The sequence below is a fragment of the Rhodococcus sp. NPDC080181 genome, assembly GCF_040702225.1.
In the GTDB taxonomy this organism is placed as follows: Bacteria; Actinomycetota; Actinomycetes; order Mycobacteriales; family Mycobacteriaceae; genus Rhodococcoides; species Rhodococcoides fascians.
Genome location: NZ_JBFBKN010000031.1, coordinates 1 through 14,663 on the forward strand (window position 1 = coordinate 1; position 14,663 = coordinate 14,663).

A 14,663-nucleotide genomic window follows, 5' to 3' on the forward strand; every position below is an offset into this window, starting at 1 on the left:
AGGCCGACACATCACATGAAAGACAGCCATCGGCGTCAGAGCGGAAACGAGTCATACCTTCCACCTCGACGAACGACTCCAGTATCACTGAGTGGAAATGCGTAGCAGAGCCCGAGTTTCCACTCACGTGCGGCGCAGCCGCTCGGTCAGCTGTCGAAGCCCAGACCCAACGCGTCCATTCCCTTCAGCCACAATCCCCGCCGTCCCTCGTTGCGGTCTGCACGAGCGAATTGCGCACGAGTGATGTTGATCCCGATCGACTTGAGGGGCTCGGGTGGAAACGGCAACGGCTTGGTACGCACCATCTTCAGGCGTGTCCGTTCGGTGTCCTTGCCGTCGAGTAGGTCGAGCGCGGTGCGGGCCCCGAAGTGCGACGCGCCGACGCCGAGGCCGGTGAACCCGGCCACCGACGCCACTCGCCCGTTCATACCCAGATCCCAGAAGGCACTGAACCGCGAGCACGTGTCGATCGATCCGCCCCACGCGTGGGTCGCACGGATTCCCTCGAGGGTTGGGAACATCTGCAGCAGATGTTCGGCGAGCAACGCGAACTCGTCTGGATGTTGGGTTCGGCGTGGGTCGGTGTCGCTACCGTAGAAGTAGTGCGCGTCCCACCCACCGAACAGGATGCGATCGTCCGCCGTCAACCGGAAATAGTGGAATCGATTGCCGGAGTCGGCCAATCCTTCGCGGCCGGACCAGCCGATTGCGGCGAGCTGCGCAGACGTCAGCGGTTCGGTCATGATCACGTAGTCCCACACCGGGACTATCCAGTGACGGAGCTTGCGGCGTAACGATTTCGATGCCGAGGTGGCCAGCAGAACCTTGGCTGCCTCGATGGTGCCGTAGCCCGTCTTCACCCGAATACCGTTGCCGGACTTGTCGATCGACAAGGCCCGAGTGTTCTCGTGGATGCGTACGCCGAGCGACTCCACCGAGTCGGCCAGGCCCCAGGCCAATTTGGCAGGATCGATCATCGCGACGTCGGGGTCGAACAGGGCACCGCGCGCCATCGGTGAGGTGATTCTGGCTCTCACTGCAGCGGCGTCGAAGTATTCCATCGGTTGCGACAGTCGTCTCCCCTCGTCGCCGAGCTCACGGAGGTCGTCGACCTGCCAGTCGAAATTGGCGATGTCGAGCTCGCCCGTGCGTTCGATGTCGGCGTCGATTCCGTACTTCTTCGCAGTCGCGCAGATCGCGTCGAGCGTCTCGGTTCCCATTCGCAGCAACTCGGGTAGTTCGTCGGCATACCGGTCGAGTCCGTTGCCCAGTCCGTGCGTCAGGCTGGCCGCGCAGAAGCCGCCGTTGCGTCCGGTGGCACCCTCGGCAATGCGGTCGCCTTCGAGCAAGACAATCGATCGGTGCGGGTTCTCCTCTGCTGCGTGCAGAGCCGCCCACAATCCGGTGAACCCGCCGCCGACGATCACCACATCCGCAGACGTCGAACCGGAGTGCCGCGGCCTGGGCGTCGGTCGTTCCGGTCGGTCGAGCCAGAAGGGCTGCGGCGCTGCTCCGAGAACCATCGCCACGCCGCGATCGGTGGGTTCGGTAGCCCAGGATGCGCTCATCGTCGTAGCTCCTGATCCTCGGGTCCTGCGCTAGCGAAAACGGTGCGATGCCAGGACTTTCGGGCCACACCGGTGATGTCGGTCATCACGTGTTTGACGGTGAGGTACTCGTCGAGCGAGTAGCTCGACATGTCCTTGCCGAACCCCGAGGCTCCGAATCCGCCGTGCGGCATCTCGCTGATGATCGGGATGTGGTCGTTGATCCACACACAACCGGCGGCGATCTCCCGCGACGCTCGGCCCGCGCGGTACACGTCGCGGGTCCACGCCGAGGCCGCCAGTCCGAACGCGGTGTCGTTGGCCCGCCGAATCGCATCGTCGTCGCCGTAGTGCCGCGACACCGTGAGCACCGGTCCGAACACCTCGTCGCGGTAGATCTCGTCCTGCTCACCCACATCGGCGATCAACGTCGGAGGGTAGAAAGCACCCCTACCGTCCGGGACACGGCCTCCGGTGACGATCCTCGCTCCGGTATCGCGAGCCCGATCCACCATGGCCGCAACCCGATCCCGATGCGCGATCGAGATCAGCGATCCCATGTCGGTCGCCGGATCCGTCGGACCTCCCATGACGACGCGTTCCATCACTTCGGCTACTCCGGCGACGAAATCGTCGTAGAGCGAGTCCGCGACGATGGCGCGGGTGGCTGCCGTGCAGTCCTGTCCGCCGTTGATCAACGAACCGGCGACGGCACCGTGAATCGCAGCCTCGAGGTCGGCATCGTCGAACACCACGAAGGGGGCCTTGCCGCCGAGTTCGAGCTGCACCCGGGTGCCGTGCACCGCTGCCTGCGACATCACCTGTCTCCCGACGGGAGTGGAACCGGTGAAAGTCATCAGGTCTAGGCCCGCATGCGAGGACAACGCGACTCCGGCCTCCGCTCCGGTTCCGGTGACCACGTTGAACACCCCGTCGGGCAGGCCGGCCTCCGAGGCGAGACGCGCCAGACGCAGCGTGGTCAGAGGCGTGAGTTCACTGGGCTTGAGCACGATGGAACACCCGGCCGCCAACGCTGGGATCGCCTTCCAAACGGCCATCTGCAGCGGATAGTTCCACGGCGTGATCGATCCGACCACGCCGACCGGGTCGCGTCGGATGGCCGAGGTGTGTTCGCCCGAGTACTCGGCCGCCGCCTTGCCGTCCAGATGTCGGGCAGCTCCGGCGAAGAACTCGATGTTGTCGACGCTGCCCGGAACGTCGAACTCCGTTGCCAGACGCACGCTTTTGCCGGTCTGGGCCACCTCTTCGGTTGCGAATTCCGCGTCGGCCGCCACCGATCGCGCCAAGTCGGCAAGCACCGCGCCGCGCTGGGCCGGAGTTGCGGTGGCCCACTCCGGTAGCGCCGAGCGCGCTCGAACGAGAGCCGCTTCGACGTCCGCTGCCGTGGCGAGACCGAACTCGGACACTACGGTTCCGGTCGCCGGGTTCTCGACGCCGCAGCGGTCGCCGCTGCCGTCCACTGCGCGTCCGTCGATCCAACAACCAGGAATGTTCGCCATGACTGCACGATACCGACCGATCCACGGATTCGCCCGGTTTCCGATCCCGCAACAACCGATTCTGTCGTCGACACAGATATTTATTGCGAATTTCATCGCCTATCGCTTGTGTCGGCGGCGGTGTCGGTGACAAGATCGACCGATGCCGGATCAGTCACCCATCGCACTCGACGACGTCTCCAAGGCGATCATCGAACAACTTCAGGAGGACGGGCGACGCTCCTACGCCGCGATCGGCAAAGCCGTCGGGTTGTCGGAAGCTGCCGTGCGGCAACGTGTTCAACGCCTGACGGACTCCGGCGTCATGCAGATCGTCGCCGTCACCGATCCGGTGCAGGTCGGGTTCAAGCGGCAGGCCATGATCGGGATCAAGTGCACCGGAGACAGTTACGCACTGTCCGAGCAGTTGTCGGCCATCGATGCCATCGACTACGTCGTCCTGACCGCCGGATCCTTCGACGTCGTCGTCGAAGTCGTCTGCGAGGACGACGAACAACTCCTGCAGATTCTCAACAAGCAGATCCGCAGCCTGGACGCAGTCACCAGTACCGAAACACTGGTCTATCTGAAACTCGTGAAGCAGCAATACAATTGGGGAACACGATGACGCGATCCACATCCGAACTCGACGCCTCCGCAGCCAAACATCTGTGGGGCCACTTCACCCGTCACGGCGGCGGGGTCACTCCCCCTATCATCACCCGCGGTGAGGGTTCGACCATCTGGGACTCGAACGGCAAGAGCTACATCGACGGACTGTCGGGCCTGTTCGTGGTGCAGGTGGGGCACGGCCGAGAAGAACTGGCCGAGGCCGCGGCCAAGCAGGCCAAGGAATTGGCGTTCTTCCCGCTGTGGTCGTACGCCACCGAGCCTGCCATCGAACTCGCCGAACGGCTCGCCGGATACGCCCCTGGGGACCTCAATCGAGTTTTCTTCACCACCGGCGGTGGCGAGGCAGTCGAGAGCGCGTGGAAGCTGGCCAAGCAGTATTTCAAGAAGGTCGGCAAACCAGGTAAGCACAAGGTGATCTCGCGTGCCATTGCTTACCACGGCACCCCGCAGGGCGCTCTGGCCATCACCGGTATCCCGGCGCTCAAGGAACCGTTCGAACCGTTGACCCCGGGCGCATTTCGGGTGCCGAACACCAATATCTATCGGGCTGCGGCCCCCATGGACACCGATCCGAAGGCGTTCGGAATCTGGGCGGCCGACCGCATCGCCGAGGCCATCGAATTCGAGGGCCCCGACTCGGTGGCAGCCGTGTTCCTCGAACCGGTCCAGAATGCGGGTGGCTGCTTCCCTCCTCCACCCGGATACTTCGAGCGGGTCCGCGAGATCTGCGATCGCTACGACGTCCTGTTGGTCTCGGACGAGGTCATCTGCGCGTTCGGGCGCATCGGATCGATGTTCGCCTGCAACGACTTCGGCTACGTGCCCGACATCATCACCTGCGCCAAGGGAATGACCTCGGGCTACTCCCCCATCGGCGCGATGATCGCCTCCGACAAGCTCTTCGAGCCGTTCGACGACGGCACGTCGAGCTTCGCCCACGGCTACACCTTCGGCGGGCACCCCGTCTCCGCAGCCGTCGCCATGGCCAATCTCGACATTTTCGAACGCGAGGGGCTCAACACCCACGTTGCGGACAACGCACCCGCGTTCCGCGCGACGCTCGAAAAACTGCACGATCTGCCCATCGTCGGCGATGTGCGCGGCGAGGGGTACTTCTACGGCATCGAGTTGGTGAAGGACAAGGCCACGAAGGAAACGTTCAGCGACGCCGAAGCAGAACGCATCCTCCGCGGGTTCCTGTCCACCGCCCTGTTCGACGCCGGGCTGTACTGCCGGGCCGACGATCGCGGCGACCCGGTGGTGCAGCTGGCCCCGCCACTGATCTGCGGGCAGAAGGAGTTCGACGAGATGGAACAGATTCTGCGCAGCGTGCTGACCGAGGCGGGGAACCTGATCTGACCGACGGCGTTACTGCCCGATCCGGTCGATGACGAGGGGGGTCGGCTGCGCGGCGGTGGTGCCGATCTCCCAACTGCCCTCGAGGGCCTGCTGCGCGTAGTCGAACTTCTCCGGGGTGTCGGTGTACAGAGTGGCCAACCGATCCCCGGCGCGAACCCGATCGCCCGGCTTGGCATGCAGACGCACGCCGGCTGCGCTCTGTACCGGCTCGCCCTGCCGCTCCCGGCCCGCGCCGAGCCGCCACGCCGCGAGGCCGACGCCCATCGCGTCCAAGCCGGTGACGACACCGTCCTGCGTCGCAGTGAATTCCTGGCTCTCACGGGCGACGGGCAGAGCGGCGTCGGGGTCGCCGCCCTGCGCCGCGATCATCGTGCGCCACCGGTCCATGGCGGACCCGTCGGCAAGCTTGTCTGCCGGATCGATGCCCTCGATCCCGGCCGCGGCGAGCATGGTGCGTGCCAGCGTGATCGTCAGCTCCACGATGTCCGCCGGCCCGCCGCCGGCCAGAACCTCCACCGACTCCTGCACTTCGAGCGCGTTGCCCGCGGTGAGGCCGAGCGGTGTGTCCATCGCTGTCAGCACCGCCAGGGTCCGTACGCCCGCATCCGTTCCGAGTTCGACCATCGCCGTTGCCAGTTCGCGTGCATCGTCGACGTTCTTCATGAACGCGCCCGCCCCGACCTTCACGTCGAGCACCAACGCGCCCGTGCCCTCCGCGATCTTCTTGCTCATGATCGAACTGGCGATCAACGGAATCGACTCGACGGTTCCGGTGACGTCGCGCAGGGCGTAGAGCTTCTTGTCGGCCGGAGCCAGATCTGCGCCTGCCGCGCAGACCACCGCGCCCACGGCGGGGTCGGCAAGAATCCGGTGCATCTCGTCGCCGCTGAGATCAGCTCGCCATCCGGGGATGGACTCGAGCTTGTCCAAGGTGCCCCCGGTATGCCCCAGCCCGCGGCCCGACAGTTGCGGCACCGCCGCTCCGCACGCAGCGACCAAGGGTGCGAGCGGCAGCGTGATCTTGTCTCCGACGCCACCGGTCGAGTGCTTGTCCACGGTAGGGAGCGGCAACGCGGAGAAGTCCATTCGCGTGCCCGACGCGATCATGGCGTTCGTCCACGTACTCAACTCCCGGCGCGACAATCCGCGCAGCAGAATTGCCATCGCCAACGCCGACATCTGTTCCGGCGCGACGCTTCCGCGGGTGAACTCGGCGATCACCCACTCGATCTGCTCGTCGTCGAGAACGCGTCCGTCGCGTTTGGCGCTGATGATCGATACGGCGTCAGGCATGGTTGTTCACGCGTCCTTCGTCGAGGTTGTCGGGGCCGAATGCGTCCGGGAGCAACTCTGCCAGTCGCCGCGGCCCGGTGGCGGTATCGACGAGCAGATCCGCGCCGCCGAACTCGTACAGCAACTGCCTGCACCGCCCGCACGGCATGAGGATCTCGCGTCGGGAATCGCAACAGGAAAAGGCAACGAGCCTGCCCCCGCCGGTCGAGTGCAGGTTCGACACCAACCCGCACTCGGCGCACAGGCCCAAACCGTATGAGACATTTTCCACATTGCACCCGGTGACAATGCGATTGTCGTCCACCAGAGCTGCCGCGCCCACCGGAAAATTGGAGTACGGGGCGTATGCGTGCCTCATGGCCCCATGGGCATTGTCGCGCAACGCATTCCAGTCGATTTCGTTCATGGTCACCCATCCAATCACGCTGTCTGAATTGATGCAGAGATCTACCCGAAACCGCCCGATTGAATTGGGAAGGCAAACCTAACACGGGATTTCGGCACCATACGAACCTCGAGTCGAATTAGTTCCGTGTTTCGAATGGGTTTACAGTTTCTATCAAGCGGCTAGTACAACCAGCACTAGGGCCGAATCGCGACAAATCGAGCCAGGTTAAGCCCGGCCACCGGGCTCGACGCGTCCACCAACGACGTTGGAGGCATTGCACTCGATGAGTAGCACGACGGAAGCCGCTCCGGTCAAGGAGCGCAAGCGGTCTCTGTACCGCGGGGACCCGGGAATGTGGTCCTGGGTTCTGCACCGCATCACAGGCGTGTTGACGTTCTTCTTCTTGTTCGTCCACGTTCTCGACACGGCGATGGTTCGGGTCAATCCCGAGACGTACGACGCCATCATCGAAACCTACAAGACCCCGCTCGTCGGACTCATGGAACTCGGCCTCGTCGCGGCAGTGCTGTACCACGCGTTGAACGGCATCCGAGTCATGCTGATCGACTTCTGGGCCAAGGGACCGCAGTACCAGAAGCTGATGCTCTGGGTCATCGCAGTCGTCTGGCTCGTCGTCATGATCCCGGGCGCGGGACGAATCTTCTACAACATGTTCACGGCGGGTGGTCACTGATGTCGACGCAGGGTCCCGAGGCGAAGGTCCTCGGCACGAACTACGACCGTCCGGCCAGCCTGGCCAACCCGCGTTCGCCGCGGCGTCAGAGCAAGGGCAACTTCGAGCTCTACGCGTGGCTGTTCATGCGGTTCTCCGGCCTGGCACTCGTCGTGCTGGTCCTGGGCCACATGTTCATCATGCTGATGCTCGACGACGGCGTACACCGCATCAACTTCGCCTTCGTCGCCGGCCGTTGGGCCAGCCCGTTCTGGCAGTTCTGGGATCTGACGATGCTGTGGCTGGCACAGCTGCACGGCGGCAACGGTCTGCGCACCATCATCGCCGACTACTCCCGCAAGGACTCGACGCGATTCTGGCTGACGACCTTGCTGGTGCTGTCGATGATCCTCATCATGGGCGTCGGCACCTACGTCATCTTCACCTTCGATCCCAACATCTCGGCGAGCTAAGGACACTGACGCTTACATGCAGGAACATCGTTACGACGTACTGATCGTCGGCGCAGGCGGTGCCGGAATGCGTGCTGCGATCGAAGCCGGACCCCGTGCTCGGACAGCCGTATTGACCAAGCTCTACCCCACCCGCTCCCACACCGGAGCAGCTCAGGGCGGCATGTGTGCCGCCCTGGCCAACGTGGAGGAAGACAACTGGGAGTGGCACACGTTCGACACCGTCAAGGGCGGCGACTACCTCGCCGACCAGGACGCGGTGGAGATCATGGCCAAGGAGGCCATCGACGCCGTCCTCGACCTCGAGAAGATGGGTCTTCCGTTCAACCGGACGCCCGAAGGAAAGATCGACCAGCGACGCTTCGGCGGCCACACCCGTGACCACGGCAAGGCACCCGTTCGTCGCGCGTGCTACGCAGCCGACCGCACCGGTCACATGATTCTGCAGACGCTCTACCAGAACTGCGTCAAGCACGACGTCGAGTTCTACAACGAGTTCTACGCGCTCGATCTCTGCCTGACCGAGACGGACGACGGGCCGGTTGCCACCGGCATCATCGCCTACGAACTCGCCACCGGCGAACTGCACATCTTCCACGCCAAGTCGATCATCTTCGCGACCGGCGGCTCGGGACGTATCTACAAGACGACCTCCAACGCGCACACTCTGACCGGCGACGGCATGAGCATCGTGTTCCGCAAGGGACTTCCCTTGGAGGACATGGAGTTCCACCAGTTCCATCCGACCGGCCTCGCAGGCCTGGGCATCCTCATCTCCGAGGCCGTCCGCGGCGAAGGCGGCATTCTGCGCAACGAGTCGGGTGAACGCTTCATGGAGCGGTACGCCCCGACCATCAAGGACCTCGCTCCGCGCGACATCGTGGCGCGGTCGATGGTGCTCGAGGTTCTCGAGGGACGCGGCGGTGGTCCCAACAAGGACTACGTCTACATCGACGTCACCCACATCCCCGAGGAAGTTCTCGACGAGAAGCTCCCCGACATCATGGAGTTCTCGCGCACCTACCTCGGTGTCGACCCCGTCAAGGAGCCGGTGCCGGTCTACCCGACCTGTCACTACGTCATGGGCGGTATCCCCACCAAGATTCGTGGTGAGGTGCTGCGCAACAACGAGGACATCGTCCCCGGCCTGTACGCGGCAGGTGAGTGTGCCTGTGTGTCGGTGCACGGCGCGAACCGTCTGGGAACCAACTCGCTGCTCGACATCAACGTCTTCGGTCGTCGTGCGGGCATCGCCGCGGCCGAGTACGCCAACTCGGTGGACTTCACCCCGCTCCCCGAGGAGCCGGCGAAGATGGTGCAGGACTGGCTCGAGCTGATCCTGTCCGACCACGGTCACGAGCGGGTGGCCGACATCCGTTCCGAGATGCAGCAGTCGATGGACAACAACGCGTCGGTCTTCCGCACGCAGGAACGCCTCGAGACGGCGCTGAAGGATGTGCGCGCCCTCAAGGAGCGCTACAACCACATCACCGTCGCGGACAAGGGCAAGCGCTACAACAGCGACCTGCTCGAGGCCATCGAACTCGGCTTCCTGCTCGAGATGGCCGAGGTGACCGTCGTCGGAGCGCTCAATCGCAAGGAATCACGCGGCGGACACGCTCGCGAGGACTTCCCCGATCGCAACGACGCCGAGTACATGAAGCACACCATGGCCTACAAGGAGGGCGAAGGTTTGCTCACCGAGATCCGCCTGGACTACAAGCCGGTAATCCAGACCCGCTACGAGCCGATGGAGCGGAAGTACTGACATGAGCGCACCCACACTGGACAAGAAGTCCGAACAGAACGATCTGCCTCCCGTGCCCGACGGCGCGGTCATGGTCACGCTCAAGATCGCTCGTTTCAACCCCGAGAGCGGCGACGGCCAGTACTGGGACACCTTCCAGGTCCCCACGCTGCCCACCGACCGCCTGCTGAACCTGCTGCACTACGTCAAGGGCTACCTCGACGGAACTCTGACGTTCCGTCGCTCGTGCGCCCACGGCGTCTGTGGCAGTGACGCGATGCGCATCAACGGCGTCAACCGTCTCGCCTGCAAGGTGCTGATGCGCGACATGCTGCCGAAGGATTCGTCGAAGACCCTCAACATCACCATCGAGCCCATCCGTGGCTTGCCGGTGGAGAAGGATCTCATCGTCAACATGGAGCCCTTCTTCGACGCGTTCCGCGCCGTGAAGCCGTTCCTCATGACGACGGGCAACGAGCCGACCCGCGAGCGCATTCAGTCGGCTGCGGACCGCGCCCGTTTCGACGACACCACCAAGTGCATCCTGTGTGCGTGCTGCACCACCTCGTGCCCGGTGTTCTGGAGCGACGGAAGCTACTTCGGTCCGGCGGCCATCGTCAACGCGCACCGGTTCATCTTCGACAGCCGTGACGAGGGTGCCACCGAGCGTCTGGACATCCTCAACGACGTCGAGGGTGTGTGGCGCTGCCGCACCACGTTCAACTGCACCGACGCATGCCCTCGTGGCATCCAGGTGACCAAGGCCATCCAGGAAGTCAAGCGCGCACTGCTGTTCGCTCGCTAGTCACCACGGCTACGGCGAAAGCGCCCCTTCGCACACGCGAAGGGGCGCTTTCGTCTGTCCGTCACACGAACGCGCTGTAACCCGTCACGCCGCGGCCGACGATGAGGTTGTTGATCTGAGCGGTGCCCTCGTACGAGTACAACGCCTCGGCATCGGAGAAGAACCTGATGACCTCGTGCTCGATGAGAATTCCGTTGCCGCCCATGATCTCTCGGGCCCATCCGACCACCTCGCGCAGACGCGTCGTGCAGAACGTCTTCGCGAGCGCCGCATGCTCGTCGTGATGAACTCCGTTGCCCTGCAGTTGTGCGACGCGAACGGCCATCCCCAGAGACGCGGTGATGTTCGCCGTCATCCGCGCGATGAGATCGGCAATGAGCTGGAACGAGGCGATCGGAGACCCGAACTGCTCCCGTTCGCGCGCGTAGGCGACGGCTCGCTCGTACGCGCCCATCATGACGCCGACGGCTTGGAACGCCACTCCTCCGCGGGTCAGCCGAAGCACCTTGGCGGTGTCGGCGAACGAGTTGGCATCGGCCAGCTTGTTGGCGACCGGGACGCGGCAGTTCTCGAGATGAACGTCGGCGTTCTCCACGGCGCGAAGCGAGTACTTCCCTTCGATCTTCTCGGCCCGGAACCCCTCGAATTCCTTCTCGACCACGAAGCCCTTGACCTCGCCGTCGGCCTCGTCCTTGGCGAAGACGATCGTCAGGTCCGCGAAGGTCGCATTACCGATCCATCGCTTGCTTCCGTTGAGAATCCAATGGTCTCCATCGAGGCGAGCCGTGGTCTCCAGCCCGCCGGCGACGTCCGATCCGCCGTGCGGTTCGGAGAGTCCGAACGCCCCGATCGTCTCCATCCGCCGCATGCTGGGCAACCAGCGCTGCCGTTGTTCTTCGGACCCCAGAATCGAGATACTGCTCATCGCCAGCGAACTGTGCACGCTGAACATCGTTCCGGTGGACGGATCGACCCGCGCGAACTCCATTTCGAGCCAGCCGGTGAGTAGTTTGCGGGAGGCCTTGCGGTCGTCAAAGGTGTATCCCAGACCCGCGATTTCGAGTTCGGCGATGGCCGGCATCAGGTGTACCGGTGACACGGCCTTCTCCCAGAACTCGTTGGCTCGCGGCGCAACCTGCTCCTGGAGAAACCGGCGGGTACGCAGGACCACGTCGGTCTCGGCTTCGTCGAGCAAGCCCTGATACCCATAGAAATCCGATTCGAGGAAATCCGGCGACAGTGGCCCGAGGGGTTCGTGCTTGCTCATGGTCGACTCCTTCGTCCGGTGCCGCCCTCGGGCACCACTACTGCTCTTCTACCCGCCGTGCCCGTGTCTCACCCATCGCGGGTCTCAGCGACCGAGTTCGTGGGTAAGGGTTGCGAGCTCTTGACCCCCGGCCATTTCGGTCGTGAGCTCGTCGAGCGAGATGTCGTCGTAGGTGCAATCCAATTTCTGGCGGCCGCGGTCGAGCAGGACGAAATGATCGCCCACCAGGTACGCGTGGTGAGGATTGTGGGTGATGAACACGACGCCCAGTCCCTGTTCCTTGGCGGCAGAGATGTAGCGCAGCACCATCCCGGATTGCTTGACTCCCAGCGCCGCGGTGGGCTCGTCGAGAATCAGCACACGGGCTCCGAAGAAGATCGCGCGCGCAATTGCCACGCATTGCCGCTGACCGCCGGACAGCGCCCCGATGGGGGCATCGACGTCGGGCAGATCGATGCCCATCTTGCGCAGCTCTTCGATGGTCGTCGCGCGCATGGCGTTCGTGTCCAGAGTCTTGAAGAATCTGCCCTTCGTGAGCTCCTGGCCGAGAAAGAAGTTGCGCCACACCGGCATCAGCGCGACCACGGCAAGATCCTGGTAGACCGTCGCGATACCCAGGTCGAGAGCATCCCTCGGCGAGTCGAACGTCCTCGGTGTGCCGTCGACGAACAGCTCCCCCTCGGACTGCTTGTGCAGGCCCGCCATGATCTTGATCAACGTGGACTTGCCTGCGCCGTTGTCACCGAGAACTCCGGTGACCTCACCGGCACCGACGCGTAGGTCGATTCCGTGCAGCGCAACGATGTTGCCGTAGTTCTTACCGACGTTCTTCAGCTCGATGAGCGGCGCCGACGGCGACTGGACGGGCTGGTCCGAGGAGGTAGTCATGCTCACCTTTTCGCCGCGTAGTTACGGAAGGAGTTGTTGGCGATCACGGCGAAGAGGAGCATCGCGCCGAGAAAGAACTTGAACCAGTCGGGATTCCATCCGGCATACACGATGCCCTGGTTGGTCATTCCGAAGATGAACGCACCGATGAAGGCTCCGACGGCGGTGCCGTACCCACCCGTGAGCAGACACCCTCCGATGACTGCCGCGATGATGTAGAGGAATTCGTTGCCGACGCCTTGGCCGGACTGCACGGTGTCGAACGCGAACAGCAGGTGCATCCCGACGAACCACGCGCAGAACCCTACGAACACGAACAGGCCGATCTTGACCTTGGTCACCGGAACACCGACGGCCCTGGCCGATTCCTGATCGCCGCCGACGGCGAAGATCCAGTTACCGATGCGAGTTCTCATGAGCACCCACGTGGCCACGAGTGTGAACACGACCCACCACACGACGGTGATACGGATGGAGACCCCGAACAGCGAGAACGACGAAGAGAACACGGCCTTCGCCGAGTCGAAGCCCTGCATGTCCGAGATCGACGGGGTCGCAACCTGTCCGGTGACGAGTTTGGTGACGGCCAGATTGATGCCGGTGAGCATCAGGAACGATGCCAGCGTGATCAGGAACGACGGAATTCTCGTCTTCGTCACCAGATACCCGTTGACGAAGCCGACCGCCGATGCCAGGCCCAGCGCCAGCACAGCTCCGGTCCACACGTTGAGATGCAGGTTGTAGGCGAGCATCGAGGCCATGATCGAGGAGAACGTGACCGCGACCCCGGTGGACAGGTCGAACTCGCCGCCGATCATCAGCAGCGCGACACCGATCGCCATGATTCCGATCGTCGACGACGCGTACAGCACGGTCGCCAGCGCTTCGGGAGACCGAAACGGCGGCGCGACGATGCAGAAGAAGACGAAGATGGCGATCGCACCGAACAGGGCACCCATCTCTGGGCGAATCAGCAAGCGCTGCAACGGTTTCTGCTTCTTCACCCGCTCGTCCAGGATCACGGCGTGCGTTCCCGAAGCCGGGTCGGCCTGTGTTGGCATGATGTTCCTTCCGCGTCCGGACGACGCTCAGCGAGTTCCGTTGCGGGCGTACTCGGCGATGGCCTCGATGTTGGTCGAGTCGACGAAGGCCGGGCCGGTGAGCACCGGGGTGCCGCCGCCGATGGTGTTGCCGTTGTTGAGGTAGAGCCACAGGGAGTCGATGGCGAGATAACCCTGCAGATAGGGCTGCTGATCGATGGCCCAGGCGACGTCACCGGACTCGATCGCGTCGACGAGAGCCGCGTTGGTGTCGAACGTGACGACGGTGGCGTCGCTACCGGCATTGGTCTTCGATTGCACCGCGGTCAGTGCGATTGGGGCCGCGAGCGCTACCACGTGATCGATGCTCGGGTCCTGCTGGAGCTTCGCGGTGATCGTCGCCTCGACCGACGGCATGTCCTTGCTGTTGACGTTCAGAATTTCGGTGCTGCCCCCGGTGAAGCCCTGTCGAACTCCTGCGCAGCGTGCTTCGAGCGCTACCGCACCCTGCTCCTGGATGATGCACAAGGTCTTTCGCGCACCGTCGTCGGTGAGCCGCGCCCCGGCAGCCCTACCCGCGATGGTTTCGTCCTGACCGAAGTACTGCTGCACCCCCATTGCGCTCCATGCGTCGTAGCCGGAATTGAAGGCGACGACCGGGATGCCCGCTGCGGTTGCCGCCTCGACAGCCGGAGCCATGGCCTCGGGCTTGGCCAGTGTCAGAGCGATGCCGTCCACCTTCGAGTCGATCGCGCTCTGAACGAGATTGGCTTGATTGGGTGCCTCCGGATCGGCCGAGTAGCGGAGCTCGATGTTGTCCTTGGCGGCTGCGGCCTCGGCTCCCTTTCGGATGAGATCCCAGAACGTGTCGCCCGGTACCTCGTGCGTGATCATCGCTACCGTCGCCGCAGGCGTGTTCGCCACTCCCGCATTGCTGCCGTTGTCGGTAGATCGTGGAGCCCCACCGGTGCTCGAACAGGCCGTCAGCGTCAGCACCATCACCAACCCGAGTGCGACACCCGCCCCACCGGCGCGGCGTCGAACCGAGCGG

Annotated in this window: 14 protein-coding genes; 6 read left to right on the plus strand and 8 right to left on the minus strand. The window is 64.0% G+C overall.

What is annotated here, in order from left to right; all coding sequences use genetic code 11:
- Window positions 1–146: 146 nt before the first annotated feature.
- Complete coding sequence (locus tag AB0O58_RS23740; RefSeq protein WP_032374647.1) at window positions 147–1,568, minus strand: FAD-dependent oxidoreductase; 1,422 nt, start codon at window positions 1,566–1,568, stop codon at window positions 147–149.
- On the minus strand, window positions 1,565–3,067 hold the full coding sequence (locus tag AB0O58_RS23745) for a gamma-aminobutyraldehyde dehydrogenase (protein ID WP_032374648.1): 1,503 nt from the start codon (window positions 3,065–3,067) through the stop codon (window positions 1,565–1,567). Before AB0O58_RS23745 ends, AB0O58_RS23740 begins: the two co-directional genes overlap by 4 nt.
- A 142-nt stretch (window positions 3,068–3,209) precedes the next feature.
- Here AB0O58_RS23745 and AB0O58_RS23750 point away from each other — a divergent pair, with 142 nt between their 5' ends.
- Together AB0O58_RS23750 and AB0O58_RS23755 are read left to right on the plus strand one after the other, a co-directional pair.
- Window positions 3,210–3,674 (plus strand): Lrp/AsnC family transcriptional regulator, encoded by a 465-nt coding sequence (locus AB0O58_RS23750; protein ID WP_032374649.1) that lies wholly within the window; start codon window positions 3,210–3,212, stop codon window positions 3,672–3,674.
- Window positions 3,671–5,038, plus strand: a complete 1,368-nt coding sequence (locus tag AB0O58_RS23755; protein ID WP_032374650.1) for an aspartate aminotransferase family protein — start codon at window positions 3,671–3,673, stop codon at window positions 5,036–5,038. The genes AB0O58_RS23750 and AB0O58_RS23755 overlap by 4 nt, the downstream gene beginning before the upstream one ends.
- A 9-nt stretch (window positions 5,039–5,047) precedes the next feature.
- On the opposite strand, the gene AB0O58_RS23760 is transcribed toward AB0O58_RS23755, so the two are convergent.
- Together AB0O58_RS23760 and AB0O58_RS23765 are read right to left on the minus strand one after the other, a co-directional pair.
- A complete protein-coding gene (locus AB0O58_RS23760; RefSeq protein ID WP_032408072.1) occupies window positions 5,048–6,331 on the minus strand; it encodes a thymidine phosphorylase in 1,284 nt (427 codons plus the stop codon).
- The gene (locus AB0O58_RS23765) at window positions 6,324–6,737 is read right to left on the minus strand and encodes a cytidine deaminase (RefSeq protein WP_027496421.1); all 414 of its coding nucleotides are present in this window, start codon (window positions 6,735–6,737) and stop codon (window positions 6,324–6,326) included. The genes AB0O58_RS23760 and AB0O58_RS23765 overlap by 8 nt, the downstream gene beginning before the upstream one ends.
- Window positions 6,738–7,002: 265 nt before the next feature.
- Here AB0O58_RS23765 and sdhC point away from each other — a divergent pair, with 265 nt between their 5' ends.
- Genes sdhC through AB0O58_RS23785 form a run of 4 tightly spaced genes read left to right on the plus strand, consistent with a single transcriptional unit; the run spans window position 7,003 to window position 10,417 of the window.
- Complete coding sequence (gene sdhC, locus AB0O58_RS23770; protein ID WP_072692119.1) at window positions 7,003–7,413, plus strand: succinate dehydrogenase, cytochrome b556 subunit; 411 nt, start codon at window positions 7,003–7,005, stop codon at window positions 7,411–7,413.
- A complete protein-coding gene (locus AB0O58_RS23775; protein WP_027496419.1) occupies window positions 7,413–7,865 on the plus strand; it encodes a succinate dehydrogenase hydrophobic membrane anchor subunit in 453 nt (150 codons plus the stop codon). Before sdhC ends, AB0O58_RS23775 begins: the two co-directional genes overlap by 1 nt.
- Window positions 7,866–7,881: 16 nt before the next feature.
- Complete coding sequence (gene sdhA, locus AB0O58_RS23780) at window positions 7,882–9,633, plus strand: succinate dehydrogenase flavoprotein subunit (RefSeq protein ID WP_027496418.1); 1,752 nt, start codon at window positions 7,882–7,884, stop codon at window positions 9,631–9,633.
- Between the two features lies 1 nt (window position 9,634).
- Window positions 9,635–10,417, plus strand: coding sequence for a succinate dehydrogenase iron-sulfur subunit (locus AB0O58_RS23785; protein ID WP_027496417.1), 783 nt, complete (start codon window positions 9,635–9,637; stop codon window positions 10,415–10,417).
- A 61-nt stretch (window positions 10,418–10,478) separates the two neighbouring features.
- On the opposite strand, the gene AB0O58_RS23790 is transcribed toward AB0O58_RS23785, so the two are convergent.
- From AB0O58_RS23790 to AB0O58_RS23805, 4 genes are all read right to left on the minus strand, one after another.
- Window positions 10,479–11,684: an acyl-CoA dehydrogenase family protein gene (locus tag AB0O58_RS23790; protein ID WP_045841985.1), complete on the minus strand. Its 1,206-nt coding sequence runs from the start codon at window positions 11,682–11,684 to the stop codon at window positions 10,479–10,481.
- 84 nt (window positions 11,685–11,768) lie between these two features.
- Window positions 11,769–12,572 carry an ATP-binding cassette domain-containing protein gene (locus AB0O58_RS23795; RefSeq protein ID WP_032371015.1) on the minus strand — a complete coding sequence of 268 codons (804 nt, stop codon included), beginning with the start codon at window positions 12,570–12,572 and terminating at the stop codon, window positions 11,769–11,771.
- A gap of 2 nt (window positions 12,573–12,574) precedes the next feature.
- A complete protein-coding gene (locus AB0O58_RS23800; protein WP_032366677.1) occupies window positions 12,575–13,633 on the minus strand; it encodes an ABC transporter permease in 1,059 nt (352 codons plus the stop codon).
- Between the two features lie 27 nt (window positions 13,634–13,660).
- A complete protein-coding gene (locus AB0O58_RS23805) occupies window positions 13,661–14,611 on the minus strand; it encodes a substrate-binding domain-containing protein (protein ID WP_032374683.1) in 951 nt (316 codons plus the stop codon).
- Between the last annotated feature and the right edge of the window lie 52 nt (window positions 14,612–14,663).

Bases quoted from the DNA above. Each gene is read 5' to 3' on its own strand.
- AB0O58_RS23755 (WP_032374650.1), top strand. From the start codon at position 3,671: ATGACGCGATCCACATCCGAACTCGACGCCTCCGCAGCCAAACATCTG.
- AB0O58_RS23745 (WP_032374648.1), bottom strand. From the start codon at position 3,067: ATGGCGAACATTCCTGGTTGTTGGATCGACGGACGCGCAGTGGACGGC.
- AB0O58_RS23795 (WP_032371015.1), bottom strand. From the start codon at position 12,572: ATGACTACCTCCTCGGACCAGCCCGTCCAGTCGCCGTCGGCGCCGCTC.
- sdhA (WP_027496418.1), top strand. From the start codon at position 7,882: ATGCAGGAACATCGTTACGACGTACTGATCGTCGGCGCAGGCGGTGCC.
- AB0O58_RS23750 (WP_032374649.1), top strand. From the start codon at position 3,210: ATGCCGGATCAGTCACCCATCGCACTCGACGACGTCTCCAAGGCGATC.
- AB0O58_RS23805 (WP_032374683.1), bottom strand. From the start codon at position 14,611: ATGGTGCTGACGCTGACGGCCTGTTCGAGCACCGGTGGGGCTCCACGA.
- AB0O58_RS23765 (WP_027496421.1), bottom strand. From the start codon at position 6,737: ATGAACGAAATCGACTGGAATGCGTTGCGCGACAATGCCCATGGGGCC.
- AB0O58_RS23760 (WP_032408072.1), bottom strand. From the start codon at position 6,331: ATGCCTGACGCCGTATCGATCATCAGCGCCAAACGCGACGGACGCGTT.
- AB0O58_RS23800 (WP_032366677.1), bottom strand. From the start codon at position 13,633: ATGCCAACACAGGCCGACCCGGCTTCGGGAACGCACGCCGTGATCCTG.
- AB0O58_RS23775 (WP_027496419.1), top strand. From the start codon at position 7,413: ATGTCGACGCAGGGTCCCGAGGCGAAGGTCCTCGGCACGAACTACGAC.
- AB0O58_RS23785 (WP_027496417.1), top strand. From the start codon at position 9,635: ATGAGCGCACCCACACTGGACAAGAAGTCCGAACAGAACGATCTGCCT.
- AB0O58_RS23790 (WP_045841985.1), bottom strand. From the start codon at position 11,684: ATGAGCAAGCACGAACCCCTCGGGCCACTGTCGCCGGATTTCCTCGAA.
- AB0O58_RS23740 (WP_032374647.1), bottom strand. From the start codon at position 1,568: ATGAGCGCATCCTGGGCTACCGAACCCACCGATCGCGGCGTGGCGATG.
- sdhC (WP_072692119.1), top strand. From the start codon at position 7,003: ATGAGTAGCACGACGGAAGCCGCTCCGGTCAAGGAGCGCAAGCGGTCT.